Source organism: Microbacterium sp. LTA6, assembly GCF_045690355.1.
Lineage (GTDB): Bacteria > Actinomycetota > Actinomycetes > Actinomycetales > Microbacteriaceae > Microbacterium.
This window is the reverse complement of sequence record NZ_CP147855.1, coordinates 3,147,934-3,168,908: the sequence shown is the minus strand read 5'-3', so window position 1 is coordinate 3,168,908 and position 20,975 is coordinate 3,147,934. Positions and strand designations below refer to the sequence as shown.

20 protein-coding genes and 1 pseudogene are annotated in these 20,975 nt (G+C 67.4%); 12 read left to right on the top strand and 9 right to left on the bottom strand.

The window, feature by feature from the left end; genetic code table 11:
* Positions 1-255 precede the first annotated feature (255 nt).
* Entirely contained in the window at positions 256-5,745 is a 5,490-nt protein-coding gene (locus tag LTA6_RS15050) for a glycosyl hydrolase family 8 (protein WP_407358188.1), read from the top strand.
* 22 nt (positions 5,746-5,767) lie between these two features.
* The gene (locus LTA6_RS15045; protein ID WP_341974549.1) at positions 5,768-6,463 is read left to right on the top strand and encodes an alpha/beta hydrolase; all 696 of its coding nucleotides are present in this window, start codon (positions 5,768-5,770) and stop codon (positions 6,461-6,463) included.
* A 39-nt stretch (positions 6,464-6,502) separates the two neighbouring features.
* On the opposite strand, the gene LTA6_RS15040 is transcribed toward LTA6_RS15045, so the two are convergent.
* Complete coding sequence (locus tag LTA6_RS15040; RefSeq protein WP_045280106.1) at positions 6,503-7,213, bottom strand: beta-ketoacyl-ACP reductase; 711 nt, start codon at positions 7,211-7,213, stop codon at positions 6,503-6,505.
* Between the two features lie 139 nt (positions 7,214-7,352).
* Between LTA6_RS15040 and LTA6_RS15035 the strand changes: the two genes are divergently transcribed.
* Genes LTA6_RS15035 through LTA6_RS15020 form a run of 4 tightly spaced genes read left to right on the top strand, consistent with a single transcriptional unit; the run spans position 7,353 to position 9,399 of the window.
* Complete coding sequence (locus LTA6_RS15035) at positions 7,353-8,006, top strand: DUF4190 domain-containing protein (protein ID WP_341974548.1); 654 nt, start codon at positions 7,353-7,355, stop codon at positions 8,004-8,006.
* Between the two features lie 39 nt (positions 8,007-8,045).
* Positions 8,046-8,393, top strand: coding sequence for a DUF3099 domain-containing protein (locus LTA6_RS15030; protein WP_341974547.1), 348 nt, complete (start codon positions 8,046-8,048; stop codon positions 8,391-8,393).
* A complete protein-coding gene (locus tag LTA6_RS15025) occupies positions 8,390-8,584 on the top strand; it encodes a hypothetical protein (protein ID WP_341974546.1) in 195 nt (64 codons plus the stop codon). The genes LTA6_RS15030 and LTA6_RS15025 overlap by 4 nt, the downstream gene beginning before the upstream one ends.
* The gene (locus tag LTA6_RS15020) at positions 8,581-9,399 is read left to right on the top strand and encodes an SURF1 family protein (protein WP_341974545.1); all 819 of its coding nucleotides are present in this window, start codon (positions 8,581-8,583) and stop codon (positions 9,397-9,399) included. Before LTA6_RS15025 ends, LTA6_RS15020 begins: the two co-directional genes overlap by 4 nt.
* Before the next feature lie 58 nt (positions 9,400-9,457).
* Here the strand turns inward: LTA6_RS15020 and LTA6_RS15015 are convergent, their stop codons facing one another.
* The 3 genes from LTA6_RS15015 to LTA6_RS15005 form a co-directional block, all read right to left on the bottom strand.
* Positions 9,458-9,886: a cupin domain-containing protein gene (locus tag LTA6_RS15015; protein WP_341974544.1), complete on the bottom strand. Its 429-nt coding sequence runs from the start codon at positions 9,884-9,886 to the stop codon at positions 9,458-9,460.
* Positions 9,887-9,965: 79 nt separating this feature from the next.
* Positions 9,966-11,564 carry a ribosomal protection-like ABC-F family protein gene (gene abc-f / locus LTA6_RS15010; protein ID WP_341974543.1) on the bottom strand — a complete coding sequence of 533 codons (1,599 nt, stop codon included), beginning with the start codon at positions 11,562-11,564 and terminating at the stop codon, positions 9,966-9,968.
* 75 nt (positions 11,565-11,639) lie between these two features.
* Positions 11,640-11,882, bottom strand: coding sequence for a hypothetical protein (locus LTA6_RS15005; protein ID WP_407359291.1), 243 nt, complete (start codon positions 11,880-11,882; stop codon positions 11,640-11,642).
* On the opposite strand from LTA6_RS15005, the gene LTA6_RS15000 reads away from it, so the two are divergent.
* From LTA6_RS15000 to LTA6_RS14980, 5 genes and pseudogenes are all read left to right on the top strand, one after another.
* Positions 11,826-11,996 (top strand): hypothetical protein, encoded by a 171-nt coding sequence (locus tag LTA6_RS15000; protein ID WP_407359304.1) that lies wholly within the window; start codon positions 11,826-11,828, stop codon positions 11,994-11,996. The two genes, LTA6_RS15005 and LTA6_RS15000, sit on opposite strands and share 57 nt — an antisense overlap.
* A 57-nt stretch (positions 11,997-12,053) precedes the next feature.
* Positions 12,054-12,668, top strand: coding sequence for a VTT domain-containing protein (locus LTA6_RS14995; RefSeq protein WP_341974541.1), 615 nt, complete (start codon positions 12,054-12,056; stop codon positions 12,666-12,668).
* Between the two features lie 5 nt (positions 12,669-12,673).
* Entirely contained in the window at positions 12,674-13,939 is a 1,266-nt protein-coding gene (locus LTA6_RS14990; protein WP_341974540.1) for a sensor histidine kinase, read from the top strand.
* Entirely contained in the window at positions 13,911-14,582 is a 672-nt protein-coding gene (locus tag LTA6_RS14985; RefSeq protein WP_341974539.1) for a response regulator transcription factor, read from the top strand. The genes LTA6_RS14990 and LTA6_RS14985 overlap by 29 nt, the downstream gene beginning before the upstream one ends.
* A 97-nt stretch (positions 14,583-14,679) precedes the next feature.
* A pseudogene (locus tag LTA6_RS14980) lies at positions 14,680-15,711 on the top strand (acyltransferase family protein); the annotation flags it as partial.
* 237 nt (positions 15,712-15,948) lie between these two features.
* Here the strand turns inward: LTA6_RS14980 and LTA6_RS14975 are convergent.
* From LTA6_RS14975 to LTA6_RS14965, 3 genes are read right to left on the bottom strand one after another with little or no spacing between them, the layout of a single operon-like run.
* Positions 15,949-16,542, bottom strand: coding sequence for an energy-coupling factor transporter transmembrane protein EcfT (locus LTA6_RS14975; protein WP_341978403.1), 594 nt, complete (start codon positions 16,540-16,542; stop codon positions 15,949-15,951).
* On the bottom strand, positions 16,539-17,231 hold the full coding sequence (locus LTA6_RS14970) for an energy-coupling factor ABC transporter ATP-binding protein (protein WP_407358187.1): 693 nt from the start codon (positions 17,229-17,231) through the stop codon (positions 16,539-16,541). The genes LTA6_RS14975 and LTA6_RS14970 overlap by 4 nt, the downstream gene beginning before the upstream one ends.
* Entirely contained in the window at positions 17,221-17,808 is a 588-nt protein-coding gene (locus tag LTA6_RS14965; RefSeq protein WP_341974537.1) for a biotin transporter BioY, read from the bottom strand. Before LTA6_RS14965 ends, LTA6_RS14970 begins: the two co-directional genes overlap by 11 nt.
* 104 nt (positions 17,809-17,912) lie before the next feature.
* On the opposite strand from LTA6_RS14965, the gene LTA6_RS14960 reads away from it, so the two are divergent.
* A complete protein-coding gene (locus LTA6_RS14960; protein WP_341974536.1) occupies positions 17,913-18,509 on the top strand; it encodes a TetR family transcriptional regulator in 597 nt (198 codons plus the stop codon).
* Here the strand turns inward: LTA6_RS14960 and LTA6_RS14955 are convergent.
* On the bottom strand, positions 18,445-19,824 hold the full coding sequence (locus LTA6_RS14955; RefSeq protein ID WP_341974535.1) for an MFS transporter: 1,380 nt from the start codon (positions 19,822-19,824) through the stop codon (positions 18,445-18,447). The two genes, LTA6_RS14960 and LTA6_RS14955, sit on opposite strands and share 65 nt — an antisense overlap.
* A complete protein-coding gene (locus LTA6_RS14950) occupies positions 19,821-20,975 on the bottom strand; it encodes an aminotransferase class I/II-fold pyridoxal phosphate-dependent enzyme (RefSeq protein WP_341974534.1) in 1,155 nt (384 codons plus the stop codon). The genes LTA6_RS14955 and LTA6_RS14950 overlap by 4 nt, the downstream gene beginning before the upstream one ends.

Here is a 20,975-nt window from a genome sequence, read left to right as displayed (position 1 = left end):
CCGGCTCCCGCTGAGCCGCGCTTCCGGAGACGTCCGTCACGATGGGGCCCCTTCCGGGTCCCCCGATCACAGGTGATGAACATCCGGTGCGCGCGGCGCACCATCGGGTGAATTCTCCGGAAGACCCGCTCGCGTGCATTGACCCGCCTCGTCCCGTGTGGATAGCATTCGAGCAGATCGTAAATCATGTTTTCAAACGATCTCCGCATTCGCTTGATCGGTCGTGTCAGACGGCCAGAACATGAAGGACTCTCGATGAAGTCTCCGCACCCGACGCTGACCGCGAATCGTGCACGCCCGCTCGTCAGGGCCATCGCGGCCGCTGCGACCGCTCTGATGGTCGCGGCTTTCACCGTTCCGGCCGCCCAGGCCGCCGTGCCCGAACACGTGGCGCAGTGGCAGTTCACCACCGCTCCTGTCATCGTCGACTCCAGCGTCGGCGCCAACGTGTTCAGTGCGACCGGCGGCACCGAGCCCTCGGCGAGCCTGCGACCGGTCACCACCGACCCGCTCACCGCGTATACCCACGATGAGGCGGAGGGATCGGTCCGCTACCAGGGGTGGAACGATGGCGCCGGAAGCAAGTCTTGGCTGGTCCTCCTCTCCACTCGCGGCTACACGGACCTCACCGTCAGCTCCCAACAGCGCTCCAGCGGCTCCGGTCCTCGCGATTTCGCGGTGCAGGTGAGCACCGACGGTCAGCTGACGTGGCAAGACGTCGCCGGTGGCACCCTCGCCGTCAGCGGCGACTTCGCAACGGGAACCACCTCGTCACTCCCCCTGCCCGCTTCCGCCGCCGACAAAGACGAGGTCGCGATCCGCTGGGTCACCACCTCCACGACGAGCGTGAGCGGCGAGACCGTCGGCGCGACCGGCTCCAGCCGGATCAGAGACGTCTCGGTGTCCGGCATCCCCACGGGCGACCCGGTGGAGAAGCCCACCACAGCGATCTCGTTCACTCCTCCGCAGGGTGCCGACACCGTGCAGACGGATGCTCCTGTCTCGGTGAAGTTCAACAAGTCAGTAGCCGTGCAGCAGGGAGCCACCGCGTCGATCGTCGACGGCGAGGGCGCAACGGTGAGCGGTGTCGACCTCACCGCAGACGGATCGACCGTCACCGTACAGCACGACGCATTCGCCCCCGGCCGCACGTACACGGTCACCATCCCGAAGACGGCCATCGCCGGAACGGACGATCAGATCGCTCCGACCGCCGATATCACCTGGTCCTTCAGCACGGCCGCTGTGCAGAAGGACTCCGTCGCCGAGTGGATCTTCGACGATGACGACGACAAGGGCGTCTTCTGGGCGACCGGCGGGGCCTATGCCGATCACTCCGCGCTGACCAGCGTGGGAACGAACGGGGAGTACGGGTTCCACGCCGACCGGGGCAACGCGATCTCCGCCCAGGGCTGGAGCGGTGGCATGCGCACCAAGTACTGGCTCGCCGCGCTCTCCACGACCGGATTCGAGAACATCGCCGTCGCCTCGGAGCACAGCGCCTCCGGATCAGGACCGCGAGACTTCGTCGTCGAGATGAGCACCGACCGCAAGACCTGGACCGAGGTCCCCGGCACGGCCATCAAGACCGCAACGCACACCTTCGCCTGCCCAGAAGACACCTGCCTGGTAAAGAACGTCGCGCTCCCTGATGCCGCCTCGGGTGCGCAGACGCTCTTCGTCCGCTGGATCATGACGTCGAACTCACCCTCCAACACCACAGACAACGAGACGGTCGGCGGATACGGAGACAGCTTCATTCGGAACATCCGCATCACCGGCGATCGCGTCGACGGCACACCCACGGTGATGCCCACCTTCGATGTGCTCTCCACACCGGCGGACGGCTCTGCCACCATCGCCCGTGACGTCCCGGTCGAGGTGCGATTCAACAAGAAGATCAAGATCATCGACGCGGCCGGCATCCGGATCGTGGACGAGACGGGCGCAGCCGCCGACGGCGTCGTCGCCACCGTCGAAGACGACACGCTGCGCATTGCGCACGACTCATTCGGATTCGGGCATCGCTACACGGTCTCGGTCGCATCGTCTGCTGTCGCCGCCACCGATGGCGTCACCCCCGCACAGGACATCAGCTGGAGCTTCAGTACCGTGGTCAAGACCCCCAGCACCTTCTCGATGAACATCAATGGCGACCCGCGCACCACCATGGGGTTCGCCTGGTACACACCTCCGCAGGTCACCGACACGAAGGTGCAGCTCGCACCGGCCGACAATCAACACGGTGAGGGCTTCCCGACCGACGGGGTGATCGAGTTCGACGGCACGTCCGAGGTCATCGACACGTTCGTGACCGCCGACGACCGCGAGGCTCGCCGCACCACGAAGTTCTCGAGCCACCGCGTGACCGCCGAAGACCTCACCCCCGGAACGAAATACGTCTACCGGGTCGGCGACGGCAGCGCGAACGGCTGGGGAAAGATCGGTACCTTCACCACGGACACGGCCAAGGAAGAGCCCTTCCACTTCATCTTCAGCGCCGACTCCCAGGCGTCCGACCTGTCGAACTTCCTCGAGTGGAAAGACACCTTCGTCAAGGCGATCGACACGATCGACGACCCGAAGTTCATCCTCGTGAACGGTGACCTCGTCGACAACGGCGACCTCGAAGAGCAGTGGCAGTGGATGCTCGACAGCGCAGCCGACCAGCTCGCCCACGTGCCCTACGTCCCCGTGCTCGGCGGACATGAGGTCGAGGACTCCGGCACCCTGCCCAACAACAACTTCTACAACCACTTCAACACGCCGAAGGACTCCGGCACCGGCGCCCATGACGGCTCCGTCTACTCCTTCGAATACGGCAACTCGCTCTTCATGCAGTTCAACTCCCAGTACGGCGGCTTCCTCGACGACGACGGCAACATCGGTCGGATCGACACGGAGTTCGCCAACCAGCTCGACTGGCTGCGCCGCACCGTCGCTGAGACGGATGCGCGCTGGAAGTTCGTCTCCCTCCACAAGGGCGTGTACTCCGCCGGCGAGAACGTCTGCAACTGGGAGGCCGACCGCGTGGCCTTCTACGAGAAGGTGCTCGTCCCGGTGTTCCAGGAGACCGGCGTCGACGTCGTCTTCGAAGCACACGACCACATGTACATGCGCTCTCACCAGATGGTCGACGGAAAGCCTGTCGACACCATCACCGACGAGAACGGCAACATCGTCGTCCAGTACGACGTCACCGATCCCAACGGCATCCTGTACTTGATGCCGAACGCGCTCGGCAACAAGTTCTACGAGACGCCCGAGGGTTGCGACACGTCATTCGCCGCGATCAATGAGCAGCCTGAGAAGAAGATGTTCGTCGACTTCTCGGTCACCGACGACACCCTCTCGTTCAAGGCCTACACGGCCGCGAAGTCCGATGAGTCAGCGGGCGACAACGGAGTGCGTCTCTTCGACGAATACGCCATCACCCGCACCGACGGCACGCCGGACCCTGTCCGCGATGCGAGCCTCACGATTGCCGACGGCAAGGCGAACTTCGCATGGAAGGCGCCCGCCGCATCGGAGGAGCCGGTGCGCGGTTACCGCATCTACGAGAAGGACGACAAGGTCGGCACCAACTGGAGCGCGTATATCCCCGCGGAGCCCGGCCGTACCGAGTACACCTTCGCGCAGCCGTTGTCCGATGACCCGACCGTGCGCTACGAGTTCGTCATCAAGGCGGTCGGCACGAAGGACAACTCGGCTCCGGTGGCCGTGGTCCCGCCCCGCGCGGGCGACGACGAGAAGGCGCCGACGGCGCCGGTCGGCCTCAGCATCCGGATCCCGTCGCAGTTCCAGATCGACCTGAGCTGGCTGCCGTCGACGGACGCCGTCGGCGTGACCGGTTACAAGGTGTTCCGTGACGGCGAGCTGATCGCTCGCACCACCACAACCACCTTCGCCGAGAAGGGGCTGACTCCTGGAACGACCTATGAGTACACGGTGAGTGCCTACGATGCCGCAGGAAACGAGTCCGAGAAGGCCACGCCCCGTCAGGCGTCGACGCCGCAGAATCCGACGACCTCGGACCCGCAGCGACCGTTCGGGCAGCACACCGAGTACGCCGCGGGCACGCTGAAGCCGAGCGCCTCCCAGGCCGAGCTCGACGCCACCGTCACAGGCCTCTACGACGCCTGGAAGGACGCCTACCTCACGCAGAACCCGTATGAGGATGACGAGTACTACGTCTACTACAACGGCAACGGTGAAGCGGGTGAGGAGACGCCGGATGCGGTGACCACGTCCGAGTCGAACGGCTACGGCATGCTGATCACGGCGATCATGGCCGGCCACGACCCGGACGCCAAGAAGTACTTCGACAGCCTGCTGCGGTTCTCCAAGGCGCACCCCAGCAGCATGGATCCGAACCTCATGGCCTGGCAGCAGCGCGACGACGGCACCGCGATCGTCAACACGCTCACGTTCGATCCGGAGAACCCGGATTGGGGCTGGTTCGGTGACGACGCCGCTACCGACGGCGACCTGGACATGGCCTATGCCCTCCTCATGGCCGACCAGCAATGGGGCAGCGGCGGCGAGTTCGACTATCTGGGCGACGCCCAGCGCATCATCGACGCCATCCTGAACAGCGCGATCCACCCGAGCGAGAACGTCGTCCTCCTGGGCGACTGGACGAAGGACGAAGCGGTGTACGGCCGCGGTACCCGCACATCGGACTTCATGATCCAGCACTTCAAGGACTTCGCGGCCGCGAGCGGGAACGAGCGCTGGACGACCATCGCAGACAAGACGCACGCCGTCTCGAATCAGCTGTTCACGGACCACAGCCCGATGACAGGCCTGTTGCCGGACTTCGCCTTCAAGGACGGCGACGGCTACCGACCCGCTGACCCCGAGTTCCTCGAGAGCGAGTTCGACGGCGCATACAACTGGAACGCGAGCCGCGTACCGTGGCGTCTCGGAACGGACTACCTCCTCACGGGCGACGACCGCACCAAGGAGCAGCTCGCCGCGATGAACGCGTGGATCGCGTCGTCGACCGGCGGCGACCCGACGACGATCGACCAGGGATACCTCCTCGACGGCGCACCCATCGAGGACGGCTTCGACCTCGCGTTCGCCTCGCCGTTCACGGTGAGCGCGATGCTCGACGGCGGCGACCAGGCGTGGCTGGACAGCCTCTGGCAGGTCAACACGGCCGATCCCGTGACAACCTACTTCGGTGACAGCATCCGGATGCTCTCGATGATCGTCGTCTCCGGCAACTGGTGGTCTCCGACCGGCGTCGGTCTCCCCCGTTCCGAGACGCCTCCTGCACCTCCTGCCGATGTGACGGCGACGGCGCTCGCGCCCGACTCCGTTGAGGTGTCCTGGACAGCGACCGGCGGCGCGCTCTTCTCGGCGGCGACGAACGGCGCGACCGTGATCGGCTACCGGATCTACCGGGACGGCGCGGCCGTCACGAGCGTGGCCGAAGGCACCTCCTTCCGAGACTCCGGGCTCACGGCGGGGACGACCTACGGCTACTACGTGACCGCGATCGACGTTCAGGGTCGCGAGTCGTCCCCGAGCCCGATCGCTTCGGCGACGACGCCGAAGTCCGGGGGCGGCGAAACGCCGACGACGCCGACGCCCCGCCCCGGGGACGGGCTTGCGACGACGGGTGGCGACGCGCCGGTCGGCCTGTTGATCGGCGGCGTCCTGCTGCTCGCCGCCGGTGGCCTGGCCCTGACCATGCGGAGGCGAGGTCGCGCCGGACGGAGTCGGAGCAACGTCTGATGTGACGGGTATGGTCGGGGCCATGAATCTCATCCTCATCCCCGGCCTCTGGCTCGATGCATCCAGCTGGAACGACGTCATCCCCGATCTCGAGCGTGCGGGTCACCGTGTGCATGCGCTCACGATGCCCGGTGTCGGCGCGGGCGCGGCTGAGTCGAGTGACATCGGCATCGCCGATTGGATCTCGGCGGCTGTCAGCGCGATCGACGCCGTCTCCGGACCGGTCGTGGTCGTCGGCCACAGCGGCGGCGGCAACGTCGCCTGGGGCGCTGTGGATGCGCGGCCCGAGCGTGTCGCGAGAGTCATCTTCGTCGACACGGTGCCGCCGCCCGCCGGCGTGGGGATCAGCGAGTTCGAGGTGGTCGATGGCGTCATCCCGTTCCCGGGCTGGGACTTCTTCCCCGACGAGGACGTCGAGGACCTCGACGAACCGACTCGCGCACGAACCGTGCCACTCACCGGAAGCGTGCCGGCACGCGTGCCCACCGATCCGATCGTGCTCGGGAACCGGGCACGGTTCGGAGTACCGGCGACGCTGCTCATGGGCAGCCTCGATCAGGAGACGCTGGAGTCGGAACTCGACAACTGGGGTCGGTACGGCGAGGAGTTCCGGGCGATCGAGAGTGTGGAGGTCGTACGGATCGACTCCGGGCACTGGCCGCAGTTCTCGGCCCCGGAGCGTCTCGCCGAGCTGATCAACGCAGCATTGACCGCCTGAGCGCGGCCGCTCGCCCGCTGGTCGCAGCCAGGCCTGCGGTCAGTGGCCCATTCCGAGGCCGCCGTCAACCGGGATGACCGCACCCGAGATGTAGCCTGCGTCGTCGCCGGCGAGCCAGGTGACGACGCCGGCGACCTCGTCGGGCGTTGCGAAGCGACCGGCTGGGATGTTGGCCTTGTACTGCTTCTGCGTCTCCTCGGGGAGCTCTGCCGTCATGTCGGTCTCGATGAATCCCGGAGCGACGACGTTCGCCGTGATGCCTCGACCGCCGAGCTCGCGCGTGAGTGAACGTGCGAAGCCGACGAGAGCGCTCTTCGAGGCGGAGTAGTTCACCTGGCCGGCCGAGCCGTACAGTCCCACGACACTGGAGATCAGGATGACCCGGCCGAAGCGGGCGCGGAGCATGCCCTTGGACGCGCGCTTGACGACGCGGAAGGTGCCGCCCAGGTTCGTCGCCACGACGCTGTCGAAGTCATCCTCGCTCATCCGCAGCAGCAGAGTGTCCTTCGTGATGCCGGCATTCGCCACGACGATCTCGACCGGTCCGAGCTGCTGCTCCACTTCGGTGAACGCGGCGTCGAGAGCTGCGGCATCCGTGACGTCTGCACGCACCGTGAGTGTGCCCTCAGGGCCCTCGCCGCTGCGTGCGGTGACCGCCACGCGGTATCCATCGCGGACGAATCGCTCGGCGATCGCCCGGCCGATGCCGCGGTTGCCTCCGGTGACGAGGACGACGCGCTGAGCACTCATGTTCCACTCCTGATCTGGCGGCGGCTTCCGGGCGGCCGAGCCGAGAACGATCCTATCGAGGATGCCGCGACCGACACCCGCGAAACGTTTGACAGATCCATCCACGGCTGAAACGCTGTGCAGGACGAAAGGCATCACTGTGAGCGACAACAGCACCCCCACTTCGCCCGCGGAGGACCCGTCCCTGACGCCACCTGCGGCCGCACCGGCGGCTCCGGCTCCTGTGTGGCCCGCCCCGGCCCCTGCCACCGCTCCGGTCTACCCGGTCGCACAGCCGGCACAGCCTCCGCAGGCGTATCCTGCGGCACCGACGCAGGCGTACCCCGGTGCCGCGCCGTCGTACCCTCCCGCCCCGCAGGCGTATTCGGGCGCAGCGCCCTCCTACCCTGCCGCTCCGCAGGCGTACCCTGGCCAACAGCAGAACTATGGCGTTCCGGGCCCGCCCGCACAGCCCGGCGGCTACCCGGTGTACGGCACTCCGATGCCTGCGACCTACGCGCCCGCTCGGCCGACCAGCGGACTCGCGATCACGTCACTGGTGTGCGGCCTGGCCGGCCTCCTGCTGAGCTGGCTGTTCATTCCGATGCTCGCCTCGGTGGTGGCTGTGATCACCGGACACATGGCACTCGGCCAGACCAAGAAGAACCCGGGGCTCGGTGGGCGCGGCCTGGCGTTCGCCGGCCTCATTCTCGGCTACGTGGTCATCGCCTTCCTAGTTCTGTCGATTGTGATGTCACTGGTCAGCCTCGTCTTCTTCGGAGCGTTCAGCCTGCCGTTCATCCTCAACTCGTAGCAGTCCACGCCGCTCGCATCGGCGTAGGCTGGAGTCATCGTGAAGGCCGAACGACACGCCCCTGCTGTCACCTCCCTGCCGCTGTCGCCGCAGGATGAGGTCGCTCATCGTGTCCGCCGCTATGCGCTCACGATGTCGATCCGAATCGCCTGTTTCGCACTGATGGTGCTGGTACACCCCTATGGCTGGTACACATGGGTCTTCGCGATCGCTGCGGCTGTACTGCCCTACATCGCCGTCGTGTTCGCCAATGCGGGCAGCGACAGCACCGAGACGCGAGCCGAATCGCCCGTGCAGCAACTGGAGAGTGCGGCGCCCGAGCCGACCGTCCCGCCGGCGGACCCTCAGATCGTGACGATTCACGAGACCCGCGAGGATCGGCCATGACCGCGCCGGAGTGCTCTCGAGCGGGCTGCCGGGTCGCCGCGACCCACCAGGTGGTGTGGCGCAATCCGCGCATCCACGCCGCCGATCGGGAGAAGATCTGGCTCGCCTGCGATGAGCACGTCACGTTCCTGCGCGACTACCTGGCCGCTCGGGACTTCCCGGTGACAGTCCGCGACGGTGTGCCCGCATGAGGGAACGGATTCTGCGCTGGGGTGTCTATGTCCTCATCGCGATCGGCTTCGCGGTCGGGTGCGCGTTCCTCTCGAACTGGCAGTTCGACCGCAATGAGTCGCGCGAGGAGCAGATCGAACTCGTCGAGCGGAACTACGATGCCTCGCCGGTGCCCCTCGCCCAGCTGATCGGCGACGACGGCGTACTCGACCCCCAGGACCAGTGGCATCCGGTGATCCTGCGCGGCGAGTACCTCGCCGAGGACCAGCTACTGGTCCGCAATCGCCCGCACGGCGGCACGAGCGCCTTCGAAGTGCTGGTTCCGTTCCGGGATGCGGATGGACGCGTGTTCATCGTGGATCGTGGCTGGGTTCCGCCGGGCGACGGTGAGGCGCCGGATGCCGTGCCAGCGCCGCCATCAGGTGAGGTCGAAGTGATCGTGCGGTTGCGGCCGGGCGAGCCGCTTCCTGCGTCGGGCCGAGGCGCGCCGACGGGGCAGGTACCGACGATCCACCTGCCGACGGTGGCGAAACTCGTCGACGGCGACGTCATCACCGAGGCGTACGGCCAGCTGGTCAGTGAGGACCCGGCACCCGAGACGGCGCCCAGCGGATTCGACTCCCCCACCGACGACCCCGGCCCCCATCTGTCCTACGCCATCCAGTGGATCCTGTTCGCGCTGATGGGCTTCGTCTTCATCGGCTACATCATCCGCACCGAGATCGTGAAGCACCGCGAGGATCTCGAGGGGGCTCCGGCGCCTGCGAAGCATCCCCGCCGCCGCGACCAGGACGCCGACACCGAGGACGAGCTTCTGGACGCCGGGGTCCGCTGACCTCGCCCCTTGCTCCGCGATGTCTTCCGAGAGATCTACGGCTGATCAGAGGGTGACGTCACCAGGGCATTTCCCGCTCGGGGTTGCGCGTGCCGTCGTTCGGCATGTGCGGCAGCTCCTCACCGCCAGCGCGGATGCAGAGCCAGCGCAGCTCTTCTGGGCTCTCGGGCAATGCCCGCCAGGTGCGCCATGCGCCCTGGCCCACGCGGATGACCGTGCCGGGGCCGACCTCGACGACGTCGTCATCCAGACCCATCTGTCCGCGCCCGCCGAGGAAGACGTACAGTTCTTCGACGCGCGAGTGCGTGTGCCAATAGCCGGCTTGCTCCCCCGGTGCGAGCGCGTTCGCGGTCATCCCGATGTACTGCATCGTGAGCTCATGATCGACGACCCTCCGGCCGTCGCGCGATCGCGCCTCATCGAACCCCCCGAAGTGACCTCGCCATTCATCGAGGGCGCCGATCTCGACCACCTGATACGCGTTCATCGCTGCTCTCCTTCGCTCGCTTCCGAGTCTGCCAGGACTCGAAGGAGGGAGGGTCGCCCGACGAGGGGCAAACTGCGGGCTACGCGAGCTCGATGAGGTCCTGGTATTCCTGGCTCCAGATGTCCTCGACACCGTCGGGCAGGATGAGCACGCGCTCGGGGTTCAGGGACTGCACCGCGCCCGGGTCGTGCGAGACGAGCACGACGGCGCCCTCATAGTGCGCGAGCGCATCCAGGATCTCTTCACGCGACGCCGGGTCGAGGTTGTTCGTCGGCTCGTCGAGCAGCAGCAGGTTCGCGGATGACACGACCAGCGTCGCCAGCGACAGACGGGTCTTCTCGCCACCGGAGAGCACGCCGGCGGGCTTGAGAACATCGTCGCCGGTGAACAGGAACGATCCGAGCACTCGTCGCGCCTCGGTCTCGGTGATGTGCGGAGCAGCGGACACCATGTTCTGGAGTACCGACCGCGACACGTCGAGGTTCTCGTGCTCCTGGGCGTAATAGCCGACCTTCAGGCCGTGCCCGGGCTCGAGCTGTCCGGTGTCCGGCTGGTCGACGCCCGCGAGCATGCGCAGCAGGGTGGTCTTGCCGGCGCCGTTGAGGCCCAGCACGACGACCTTGGAGCCGCGGTCGATCGCGAGGTCGACGTCGGTGAAGATCTCCAGCGAACCGTACGACTTCGAGAGGCCGGTTGCCATCATCGGCGTCTTGCCGCAGGGCGCGGGCTTCGGGAAGCGGAGCTTCGCGACCCGGTCGACCTGACGAACCTCATCCAGGCCGGCGAGGAGCTTCTCGGCGCGTGCCACCATCTGGTGCGCTGCGGCCGCCTTCGAGGCCTTCGCCCCGAAGCGGGCGGCCTGCTGCTGCAGCGTGGTCGCCTTCTTCTCGGCGTTCGCGCGCTCTTTCTTGCGGCGTTCCTCGTCGGCCACCCGCTGGCGCAGGTAGTTCTTCCAGTTCATGTTGTACGTGTCGATGCTCTGGCGATTCGCGTCAAGGTAGAACACCCGGTTGACGGTCTCCCCCACCAGTTCCACATCGTGACTGATCACGATCAGTCCGCCCTTGTACCCCTTGAGGAACTCGCGCAGCCACACGACGCTGTCGGCGTCGAGGTGGTTCGTCGGCTCATCGAGGATCATCGTCTCGGCGTCGGAGAAGAGAATGCGAGCCAGCTCGATGCGTCGACGCTGACCGCCCGACAGCGTGGAGAGCGGCTGGTCGAGGATGCGGTCCGGCAGCGAGAGGTTGTTGGCGATGGAGGCCGCCTCAGCCTCTGCCGCGTAGCCGCCCTGCGCCTCGAACTGCTCGGTCAGACGCGCATAGCGCTTCATCGCCTTCGCGGCCACGTCGGGGTCATCCGAGCCCATCGCGGACGCCGCCTCGGTCATGCCGAGGTTCAGTTGTCCAAGACCGCGGGCGTCGAGGATGCGCGTGCGCGCGAGGTCTTCCGGGTTGCCGGAACGCGGATCCTGCGGCAGGTAGCCGAGCTCACCGGAACGGTCGACGCGGCCTCCTGAGGGCAGCACATCGCCGGCGAGCACTTTGGTCAGCGTGGTCTTGCCCGCGCCGTTGCGGCCGACGAGGCCGATCTTGTCGCCGTCGCCGACACGGAACGAGACGTGCTCCATGAGGAGGCGGGCGCCCACGCGAATCTCGAGGTCGTGCACGGCAAGCACAGCAGGTTGTCCGTTCGTCAGGGAGGATGCGGCCGAAGGGCCAGCCTCTCAGTATAGATTGCGCTGGCTGGGCGTTCAGTCGAAGTAGAGCGACCGATGCAGACGACAACCGGGGTTGAATTCCGCGTCGCAGGTCGGGCACGCATCGACGCGCAGATAATCCTCGATGCGCAGGCGGGAGCAGCACACGCCGCAGACCACGGCCTCCGTGGTCCGAGCCGTCGCCGGCCATGGGCGTGAGGGATGATCGGTGATCGCCTCATGGCACAGATGACACGGAAACCACTCCTCGCAGCAGTGGAAGAGCAGAGCGATCACGTCGAGCTCGCTGTGATAGTGCGCACATCGGGTCTGCTCGTCGACGAGCAGACCCCGCACACGAACCGTCCCGAGCTCGGTGATCGACTCGGCGGATATACCTCCGGAGGCTGACACGGACGATACCGCGGAGGGATGCCGCATCCGCCACCTGCTTCCTAATCTTCTCGGGTGGATGTTATCAACGAGCTCATCATGCAGACCGTCACCTCACCCTGGCTCTACCTGATCATGCTCGCGGTGGCGATCATCGATGGCTTCTTCCCGCCGATTCCGAGTGAGACGGTGCTGGTCGCTGCCGCTGCAGTCGGAGCGTCCAGCGGCGGCGTCAACATCGCACTCCTCTGCGCTGTCGCCGCTATCGGCGCAGCGATCGGCGACAACATCGCCTACGCGATCGGACGCCGACTGGGCACCCGGCGATTCGCATGGATGCGGCGCCCCCGCGTCGCCGCCGCATTCGTCCACGCGCAACGTGCGCTCGACGACCGCAGCGCCACTCTGATCCTCGGCGCCCGCTACATCCCGGTGGGACGCGTCGCCGTGAACATGTCGGCCGGGGCGTTGGACTTCGCGTGGCGGCGCTTCATCCCCCTGAGTCTTCTCGCAGGCGCGAGCTGGAGCATTTTCAGCGTCGGGATCGGCCTCTTCGCAGGTTCCTGGGTCAAGGATCAACCTCTCCTCAGCGCTGCCATCGGTGTCGTTCTCGCGCTCCTGATCGGGTTCACCGTCGATCGGGTAGCAGCGCGACGTCGGCGCGCCGCTGTGCCGCAACTGGCAGGATGAACGTCATGGCGAATCGCCGGCAGCGCACCAGACGCTCCCCCCGGATCAGCCGCCGCAACGCCACCGTGTTGCTGTGCGCGGCACTCGTCGCGCTGCTCGCAGTTCTGGTGCCGGTGCAGACCGTGCTCTACGGCACGCCGTTGCCTCTGACATTCATCCTCGGCGGTGCGCTCTGCTCGGCACCGCTTCTTGCGATCTCGCGCCCGCGGAGGGCGATCGCGCTGTTCTGCAGCGCGGCATTCGCGCTTCCGCTGTTCGTCGTCCCCGAGCTGGCCACTGCCTCGCCCTGGCCCTGGTCCGTGCCTGCCCTGATCACCTTCGTGCTGTTCGTCGGCGTCGTGACGTTCGTGCACGGCGCCCGTCTGGGCGCCGCGCCCCTGGTGATCGGTCTGCTGTCCTCCCTCACCGCCCCGTTGTTGCGCCCCGACATCATCACGACACCGGGCATCGCCTCCAGTGCCACCGCCGACATGATCGTGACGGCCTCCCTCGCTGTCGCGATGTTCCTCATCGCGACGCTCGTCGCCGCGCGTGCCCGCGTCGACGCAGAGCTGACCAGGGAGCGCGAGCACAGCGCGCTCGAAGAGGCGCGTCGGGCCCTCATCGAGGAGCGCACCCGCATCGCTCGCGAGTTGCATGATGTCATCGCGCACAGCATGTCGGTCATCCAGGTGCAGGCTTCCACGGCGCGCTACCGCCTGCCCACCATCAGCGAACAGGCCGCCGCCGAGTTCGAGGACATCGCGGCGACGGCACGCGCATCGCTCACCGAGATGCGGCGAATGCTCGGGGTGCTGCGTACCGAGGATCAGTCGATCGAACTCGCTCCACAACAGGGCATCGACGATATCCCGGCGCTCGTCGACAGCATCCGTCGGGCAGGCGTCGAGGTCGGCTTGGAGATCGTCGCCGGGGAAGCGCCCTCCGTCGCTCCCAGTGTGCAGATCGCCGCCTTCCGCATCGTCCAGGAGGCGATGAGCAATGCCGTCCGCCATGCGCCCGGCACCACCATCTCGGTGCGTGTGCGCATCGACGCCGATGCCGTGCACATCCGAGTGCAGAACTCAGCTCGGACGACGGTCCCCGCCGAACCCGCCAGCGGGCACGGCCTGCGCGGCATGCGCGAACGCGCCGAGATCCTCGGCGGTGCATTCTCTGCCGGGCCCGATGCCGACGGCGGATGGATCGTCGAAGCCACACTGCCACTCACCACCGAGAACCTCGATCCGACAAGGAGAATTCGTGACGATCAGCGTCCTCATCGCCGATGACCAGGCCATGGTGCGCGCCGGGTTCGCCGCGCTCCTCGACGCCCACGAGGGCATCCAGGTCACGGGTCAAGCATCCAACGGCCTCGAAGCCGTCACGCTGTCGGCGCGCCTGGACCCGGATGTCATCCTCATGGACGTGCGGATGCCGGAACTCGACGGCATCGAGGCGACCCGTCGCATCCTCGGGCCGTCATACCCCGCGGCACACGTGCCGCGGATCCTGATGCTCACCACGTTCGACATCGACGACTATGTCTACGATGCCCTCCAAGCGGGAGCCAGCGGCTTCATGCTGAAGGATGCGTTGCCGGAAGAGCTCGTGCACGCGGTGCGGGTCGTCGCCGGCGGTGACGCCCTGCTTGCGCCGAGCGTGACCCGGCGGATGATCGAGCAGTTCGCCGGTCACCGGCCACGGTCTCCGCGCTCCGAGACCGTGTTGAACGGCCTGACCGAACGCGAACGCGAGGTACTGGTGCTCATCGGCCAGGGCAAGTCCAACGGCGAGATCGCCAAAGAGCTCTTCATCGCCGAACAGACCGTGAAGACGCACGTCGGCAAGGTCCTCGCCAAGCTTGATCTCCGCGATCGCGTGCACGCCGTGATCCTCGCCTACGACACCGGTCTGGTCGAGCCGAGCTCCTGAATCACCCCCTGGTAGGGGCAGAGACGACACCGCCGGTTGATGCTGCGCTGGACACCCGCTCCATAGTCTCCTGGGACACCGTTCCCGAGGAGGACTCATGGCCACCGTCCAGGCGCCGCAGATCGCCGTATCAGCACGCCCCGTGAAAGGGCTTCGCGACACCGGCATCGACTTCATCCGCGCCCTCTGCGTCGTCGGCGTCGTCCTTCTGCACGCCATCATGGTCGGCGTCACGGTCACCGATGCGGGGCCCGTCTTCGAGAACGCGAGCGACGGGACCTGGTGGATCACACCACTGAGCTGGATTCTCCAGGTGATGCCGCTGTTCTTCATCATCGGCGGATTCTCCGGCCTCATCGCCTACCGCCGCACGAAGAACCGCGGCGGCACCGCCACCGGATTCGTGGCCGGACGCCTGCATCGGCTGCTGCGCCCAGCGATGTTCACCATCGGTATCGTCGGCGCGCTCCTCGCTCTTCTGGCCGTTGTCGGAGTACCCGCCGACCTCATCGCGACCGCCGGCTTCCGGTACGGTCAACCGCTGTGGTTCCTCGGAGTGTTCCTGCTCTGCCAGGCTCTGCTTCCCCTGTTCGCCGCCGCTCACGAGCGTGCCCCGTTCCTCGCCATCGGCGTGCTCGCGTCGACCGCGGTCGCCGTCGACGCGCTGCGTCAGGCCAGCGGAATCGATGGGCTCGGGTTTCTGAATCTCGCCTTCGTCTGGCTGACCCTGCAGCAACTCGGTTTCTTCTTCGCCGACGGCAGCATCGATGCGCTGCCCAGACGCACCCGCGCCCTGGCAGCCGCCGGCGCCCTCGCGATCCTCATCGGTACGTTCCTCTTCGGGGTGTACTCCCCCGACCTCGTGGCGAACATCAACCCGCCCACGGCTGCTCTGCTGCTCGTCGGCGTCGTACACATTGCGCTCGTCTCGCTGTATCGCGATCGCCTCCAGCAGCTCAGCCGTCGGCCCCACGTGGCGGCGTTCACCGCTTTCGTCACCCGACGCACCATGACCATCTACCTCTGGCACATGCCGGTGCTGCTCGCGATGGCCGGGCTCTCGGCGGTCGGTGCGATCGTGACCGGCGTCGCCCTTCCCGATCTCGACAGCGCGGGCTGGTGGCTCGGACGACCGCTCTGGCTCGCCCTGGCTTTGGCTCTGACCGCCCTGGTGGCGATCGCGTTCACCCGCTTCGAGACCGCAGCCGCCCCGCGGGCGCACGACTCCGCGCGGCGCCTCTCGATCGCCACGCTGATCGGGCTGAGTGCCGTCCTGATGCTGCTCGTCTTCGGGACGTCCGTCGTCACCGCCGGCATCGCCGTCGCCCTGATCGTCCTGTCCCTGCGGCTCTCCCGGCGCGGGGTGTCAGGCGAGTCCTCTGGCGGCGAGGGCGTCTCCGACGTCGTCCGCGTGTCGGAGAGTGATGACCAGCAGCGGAACGACGGAACGCACACCGAGACGCACGCCTCGCGCATCCTGCGCATCCCGCACACGATCGGCGAACCCCGTCACCACCGGGATCATGGTGATGGTGAGCGATATCGTCATCGCCACGGAATCGGCGTCGATGCCGATCCTTCCGAGCGGGCGGAGCATTCGGTGCAGCACGGCGAGCAGGTCGGCCATTCGTGTGGTGAGCGTGAGCAGGCTGGCGAGCAGCACGAGGGCGACGACTCGTCCGGTATTGACCCAGGCCGTCACTGGCGAGACGAAAACCGTCAGCGCCACACCGAGGAGCAATACGATCCATCGCAGCCGCCACGCCTCCACGGCGAGAACGCGCACGGGAAAGCGGGCGACGGCGTAGAGCCCGCACACCGCGACGAGCACGGCGGCGATGCTCCAGACGTCGTGCGGATACAGCGACAGCGCGAGAGCCACCGACGCGAAGAGCGCGAGCTTCACGCCAGCCGGTGACCGATGCAGGACGCTGGATCCCGGCCGGTACAGGAGGATCATCCGCACACCCTGCGGTAGGTCTCGATGATCTCCGCAGGATCTCCCTCGTCGACGACTCGGCCCTCCTCGAACAGGACCGCGGCGTCGCACCGGGCGGCGAGATCGAGATCGTGGGTGACGAGCACCACCTGCGCGGGCTGCGCGAGAAGCAGATCACCGATCCGCTTCGCGTTGCGCAGGTCGAGGAGAGTCGTGGGCTCGTCGGCCACGATGAGCTCGGGTTCTGTGATCAGCACGGAGGCCAGCGCCAGCATCTGCTTCTGCCCTCCGGAGAGCGCAGAAGCGGGTGCGTCCGCGTGCTCGGCCAGCCCGTGGGCGTTCAGCGCCTCACGGACGCGATGCGCGATCTCCGCACGATCCCGGCCCCGCAGGGACAGCGCCAGATCCTCGGCCGGCGTCGGCATCAGGATCTGCGCCTCCGGATTCGAGAAGACGAAGCCCACCCGGCGGCGCAGCTCCCGTCGCTCCCGCACGGCGTCCTGTCCATGCACCGTGACGGTTCCCGCGGAGGGCGCGATGAGCCCGTTCAACAACCGAGCGAACGTGGACTTTCCGGATCCGTTCGCCCCGATCACGGCGATCCGTCGAGCGGCGAGCTCGACGGATACGTCGCTGAGGATCGCACGTCCCTCGCGCTGCACCGAGACGTGTGCGAGCGTGACGGTGCCGAGCAGTGTGTCAGGCGACACGTGCCGGTGCGGCCTGATCGAGGGTGCGGATGCCGAATGCGGGAGGGTAGGCGCGCCGAAGCGCGAGCGTGAGTGCGGTGGCCGCGCCGGCCTTCAGCAGGTCGCCGGGCAGGAAGACGGTGCTCGCCAGCGCCGACGGCCCCAGATCCAGACCCAGGACGAGGGCCGTCACCGGGATGCCGAAGAGGTACACGACGAGGATGCCGCCCACGACCGTTCCCAGCGCCGTGCGCCACCAGGTGATCCTTCCGCCGTGCACGATGAGTCCGACGACGAGCGCACCCGCGATCCAGCCGATCAGGTACCCCGCCGAAGGACCGAAGAACACACCGAGACCGCCGCGACCGCCCGCGAGCACGGGCAGGCCGATGGCGGCGAGCACGAGCACCAGCAGCACGGCGAGCGGGGCGCGTCGCGGACCCAGCACAGCGCCGGCGAGCATGACTCCGAGGGTCTGCGCGGTGATGGGCACGCCACCCGGAATCGGGATCGTCGCCATTCCGAGAACGACGATGAGGGCTGCGAAGATCGCGATACGGGCCAGATCGCGACCGATGTCGCCACGCTGCTCGGACATGGAGTTTCCTCTCGACGGGGTTCCTGCGCTCGTCGACTCGGTTGCTGAGCCCGTCGAAGCACCTGAACACTGTTCACTTGAACGCCGTTCAGTATACTGATGGGATGAGCCCCGCACGACACGACCGCCAGAGCGTCGTCGCCTGCGCGCTGCAGCTGCTCGACGATGTCGGACTTCCCGACCTGTCGATGCGCCGTCTCGCGGCCGAACTCGATGTGCAGGCGAGCGCCCTGTACTGGCATTTCCCGAATAAGCAGCAGCTGCTGGCCGCAGTCGCCGACCGCATCCTCAGTGCCGTCCCTGATCCTGACCCCTCGCTCGCGCTCGCTCCCACAGCCCGCGCGATCCGCGACGCACTACTCGCCTACCGCGACGGCGCCGAAGTCGTCATGAGCACGTACGCGCTTCGCCTGGGCACCCGACGCGCACAGGCGGCGCTTGCGGCCTCAATCGGCGACAACGGCGGCGACGCCGGGCCGTTCGCCGACGCGGCCTTCGAGTTCATCCTCGGTCACGCGATGCTCCTGCAGCAACGCATGCATGCGCAGAGCATCGGTGCGATCGACGCCGATGGCGCTGATCCGACCGCCCATTCCGTCGACGTCTTCGAGGCCGGCATTCGCGCCTTCGAGTCTCTCAGCGCGACCCGTCACCCAGCCGAAGCCCCGGAATCAGGGCGACCAGCAGCAGCACAGCCGTGAACACGTAGACGACGGGGAACCCCGAGCCTCCGAATGGAAGTGCAAGGAACAGCAGTCCGGCCAGGGCGATCGTGACGGCCGAACCCGTGGAATCCGAAATCGAGAGCGCGGAGGAGTTGAACCCCTCGTTCGCGGACGTCGAGTACGCGAGGGTGAGCACCGTCAACCTCGGGTAGAGCAACCCCATGCCCGCGCCGGCAAAACCCCAGCCGATCACCGCGAGCCAGGGCATTGCGCCGGTGACGGAGACGACGAGAATGCTGAGCACGGCCACGAGCAGCAGCGGGACGCTGATGACCACGATGCGGGTGCTGCCGAGCCGGTCTCCGTAGCGCCCCTGCAGCGCGGAAGCGCTCGACCATGCCAGTGCGGCGATGGTGAGGGCGAGTCCCGCGAAGGTCGGGCTGAATTCGAAGCGGTCCATCAAGAGCTTCGGCACATATGCCTCGGCCGCGAAGAATGCCCCCGCCGCGAGACCCCGCATCAGGATCACGCTGGGCAGGCCGCGCCTGGCCTGCAACGCCCCGGGCGGCAGCAGCGGCAGGATCGCGAAACCGAGGACGACGAGCGCTCCGAGCGCGATCGGCCAACCGATCGCCGGACGAGCCTCGGCCGCGAAGCCGACGGCCACAGCCGCGACGGCGACGATCACGGCGCGCAGCATCCGCACACCGATCGATCCCCCGCGCGGGGTCTGCGCCGCTTCATCGGTCGGATCGGACGAACTCAGCGAGACGTTGCGCAGCCGCGCCATGACGAGGACGAACGCGAGCACCGTGAGCACGGCGACTCCGAGGAAAGCCCACCGCCAGTGCAGGAACTCGGCCACCGCACCGGCCAAGAACGGCCCGATCATCGACGGCACGACCCAGGCCGCGGCGTACGCCGCGAAGATCCTGCCGTGCAGCTCGGGCGGGTACACCCTGGCCACGACGACGTAGAGCGCCACGGTCTGCCCTCCGGCGCCCAGGCCCTGGATGAGGCGCCCCACGATGAAGGTGTACATGTCGGGCGCGAAGCCGGAGACCACCAGACCGATGATGAACAGTACGACGGCTGTGTACAGCGGCACCCGAGGGCCCGTGCGGTCGCTCCACGCCCCTGCGGCGACCATGCCGATCACTCCGGTCGCGAGGGTGCCGGAGAAGGCGACAGCGAACAGGGCCTCCCCGTCCAGATCGACGCTGACGATCGGCATGACGGTGGTCACTGCGAGCGCCTCGATGGCCGCGAGGAAGATCAGGACAACGGAACCGACGGTGATGCCGAGGCGCTGGCGGTCCCAGATCGATGCGGCGACCTGCGTGGCGCTCACCGGCCGACGAGCGCCGCGATGCGCTCGATGGCGTCGGTGATGATCTCGGGGCTGGTCCCGAAATTCAGACGCACGTGCCCTGCACCCTCGGTTCCGAACGCCGGCCCGTAGTGCAGAGCGACCTTCGCGTCCTGCAGGATGCGACGAGCCGGGTTGTCGCCCCAGCCGAGAGCCGTCAGATCGATCCAGGCGAGGTAGCCGGCGTCCGGGATCCGATAGCGCGCACCAGGGAGGTGCTCGGCCACAAGATCCGCGAGAAGCCGGCGATTCCGATCGAGCGTATGCAGGAGTCCGTCGAGCCAGACGTCGCTTTCCTCGGAGAACGCCGCGACCGCCGCGAGCAGACCGAACTGGCCGGTGCGCCATTCCACTTCGACCGGGAGACGGCGAACGATCGCAGTGGTCTCTTCCGAGGCCGTGACCATCAGAGCGCACTTGAGCCCGGCGAGGTTGAACGCCTTGCTCGCGCTGACGACCGCGTAGCCGACGCGTCGAGCGGCATCGTTCACCGAGAGGAAGGGGGTGAACGCGGTGCCCGGCTGAACGAGAGGGGCATGAATCTCATCGGAGACGACAGCGACCCCGTACTCGTCGGCGAGAGCAGCGAGAGCGGCGAGAGAATCCCGGCTGTGCACGGTGCCGGTCGGATTGTGCGGATTGCAGAGCAGGATCGCGCGTGCGCCGTCATCGAGCGCCGAGCGGATGCCGTCGACATCGAGCTCCCACCCGGTCCCGGTGTCGCGCAGCGGGACGCGCTCGACCACACCGCCGGCCTCGGTCACGAGCTCGAAGAACGGCGGGTACACCGGCGTCGTGACGATGACGCGCTCCCCCGGTGCGACGACGCGGCGAAGGATCTCGACGATGCCCATGCTGACGTCGGCTGTGCTGCGCATCCGGCCGGGATCCGGATCCCAGCCGAACCGGCGCCGCGCGAAGGCGGCGTACGAGTCGGCGAGCGGGGTGCGGGAGGCCACATACCCGGTGTCCCCCGCCGCCACAGCGCGTTGCAGTGCGGCGGTGATCGCGGGCGCGAGCGGGAAGTCCGTCTCGGCGACGAACAGCGGCAGCACGTCGTCGGGGTACTCACGCCACTTCTCGCTGGTGCGTGCGCGGAGCTCGGCCAGCGGGAGCGCTGTGACCTCCAGCAT

What these genes read in the sequence shown, in the direction of transcription:
- LTA6_RS14990 (WP_341974540.1), top strand. Translation starts at nt 12,674, where the DNA reads ATGGCGAATCGCCGGCAGCGCACCAGACGCTCCCCCCGGATCAGCCGC.
- LTA6_RS15040 (WP_045280106.1), bottom strand. Translation starts at nt 7,213, where the DNA reads ATGAGTGCTCAGCGCGTCGTCCTCGTCACCGGAGGCAACCGCGGCATC.
- LTA6_RS15050 (WP_407358188.1), top strand. Translation starts at nt 256, where the DNA reads ATGAAGTCTCCGCACCCGACGCTGACCGCGAATCGTGCACGCCCGCTC.
- LTA6_RS15045 (WP_341974549.1), top strand. Translation starts at nt 5,768, where the DNA reads ATGAATCTCATCCTCATCCCCGGCCTCTGGCTCGATGCATCCAGCTGG.
- LTA6_RS14950 (WP_341974534.1), bottom strand. Translation starts at nt 20,975, where the DNA reads ATGCTGGAGGTCACAGCGCTCCCGCTGGCCGAGCTCCGCGCACGCACC.
- LTA6_RS15025 (WP_341974546.1), top strand. Translation starts at nt 8,390, where the DNA reads ATGACCGCGCCGGAGTGCTCTCGAGCGGGCTGCCGGGTCGCCGCGACC.
- LTA6_RS14965 (WP_341974537.1), bottom strand. Translation starts at nt 17,808, where the DNA reads ATGTCCGAGCAGCGTGGCGACATCGGTCGCGATCTGGCCCGTATCGCG.
- LTA6_RS14960 (WP_341974536.1), top strand. Translation starts at nt 17,913, where the DNA reads ATGAGCCCCGCACGACACGACCGCCAGAGCGTCGTCGCCTGCGCGCTG.
- LTA6_RS15020 (WP_341974545.1), top strand. Translation starts at nt 8,581, where the DNA reads ATGAGGGAACGGATTCTGCGCTGGGGTGTCTATGTCCTCATCGCGATC.
- LTA6_RS15015 (WP_341974544.1), bottom strand. Translation starts at nt 9,886, where the DNA reads ATGAACGCGTATCAGGTGGTCGAGATCGGCGCCCTCGATGAATGGCGA.
- LTA6_RS14975 (WP_341978403.1), bottom strand. Translation starts at nt 16,542, where the DNA reads ATGATCCTCCTGTACCGGCCGGGATCCAGCGTCCTGCATCGGTCACCG.
- LTA6_RS15000 (WP_407359304.1), top strand. Translation starts at nt 11,826, where the DNA reads ATGGCACAGATGACACGGAAACCACTCCTCGCAGCAGTGGAAGAGCAG.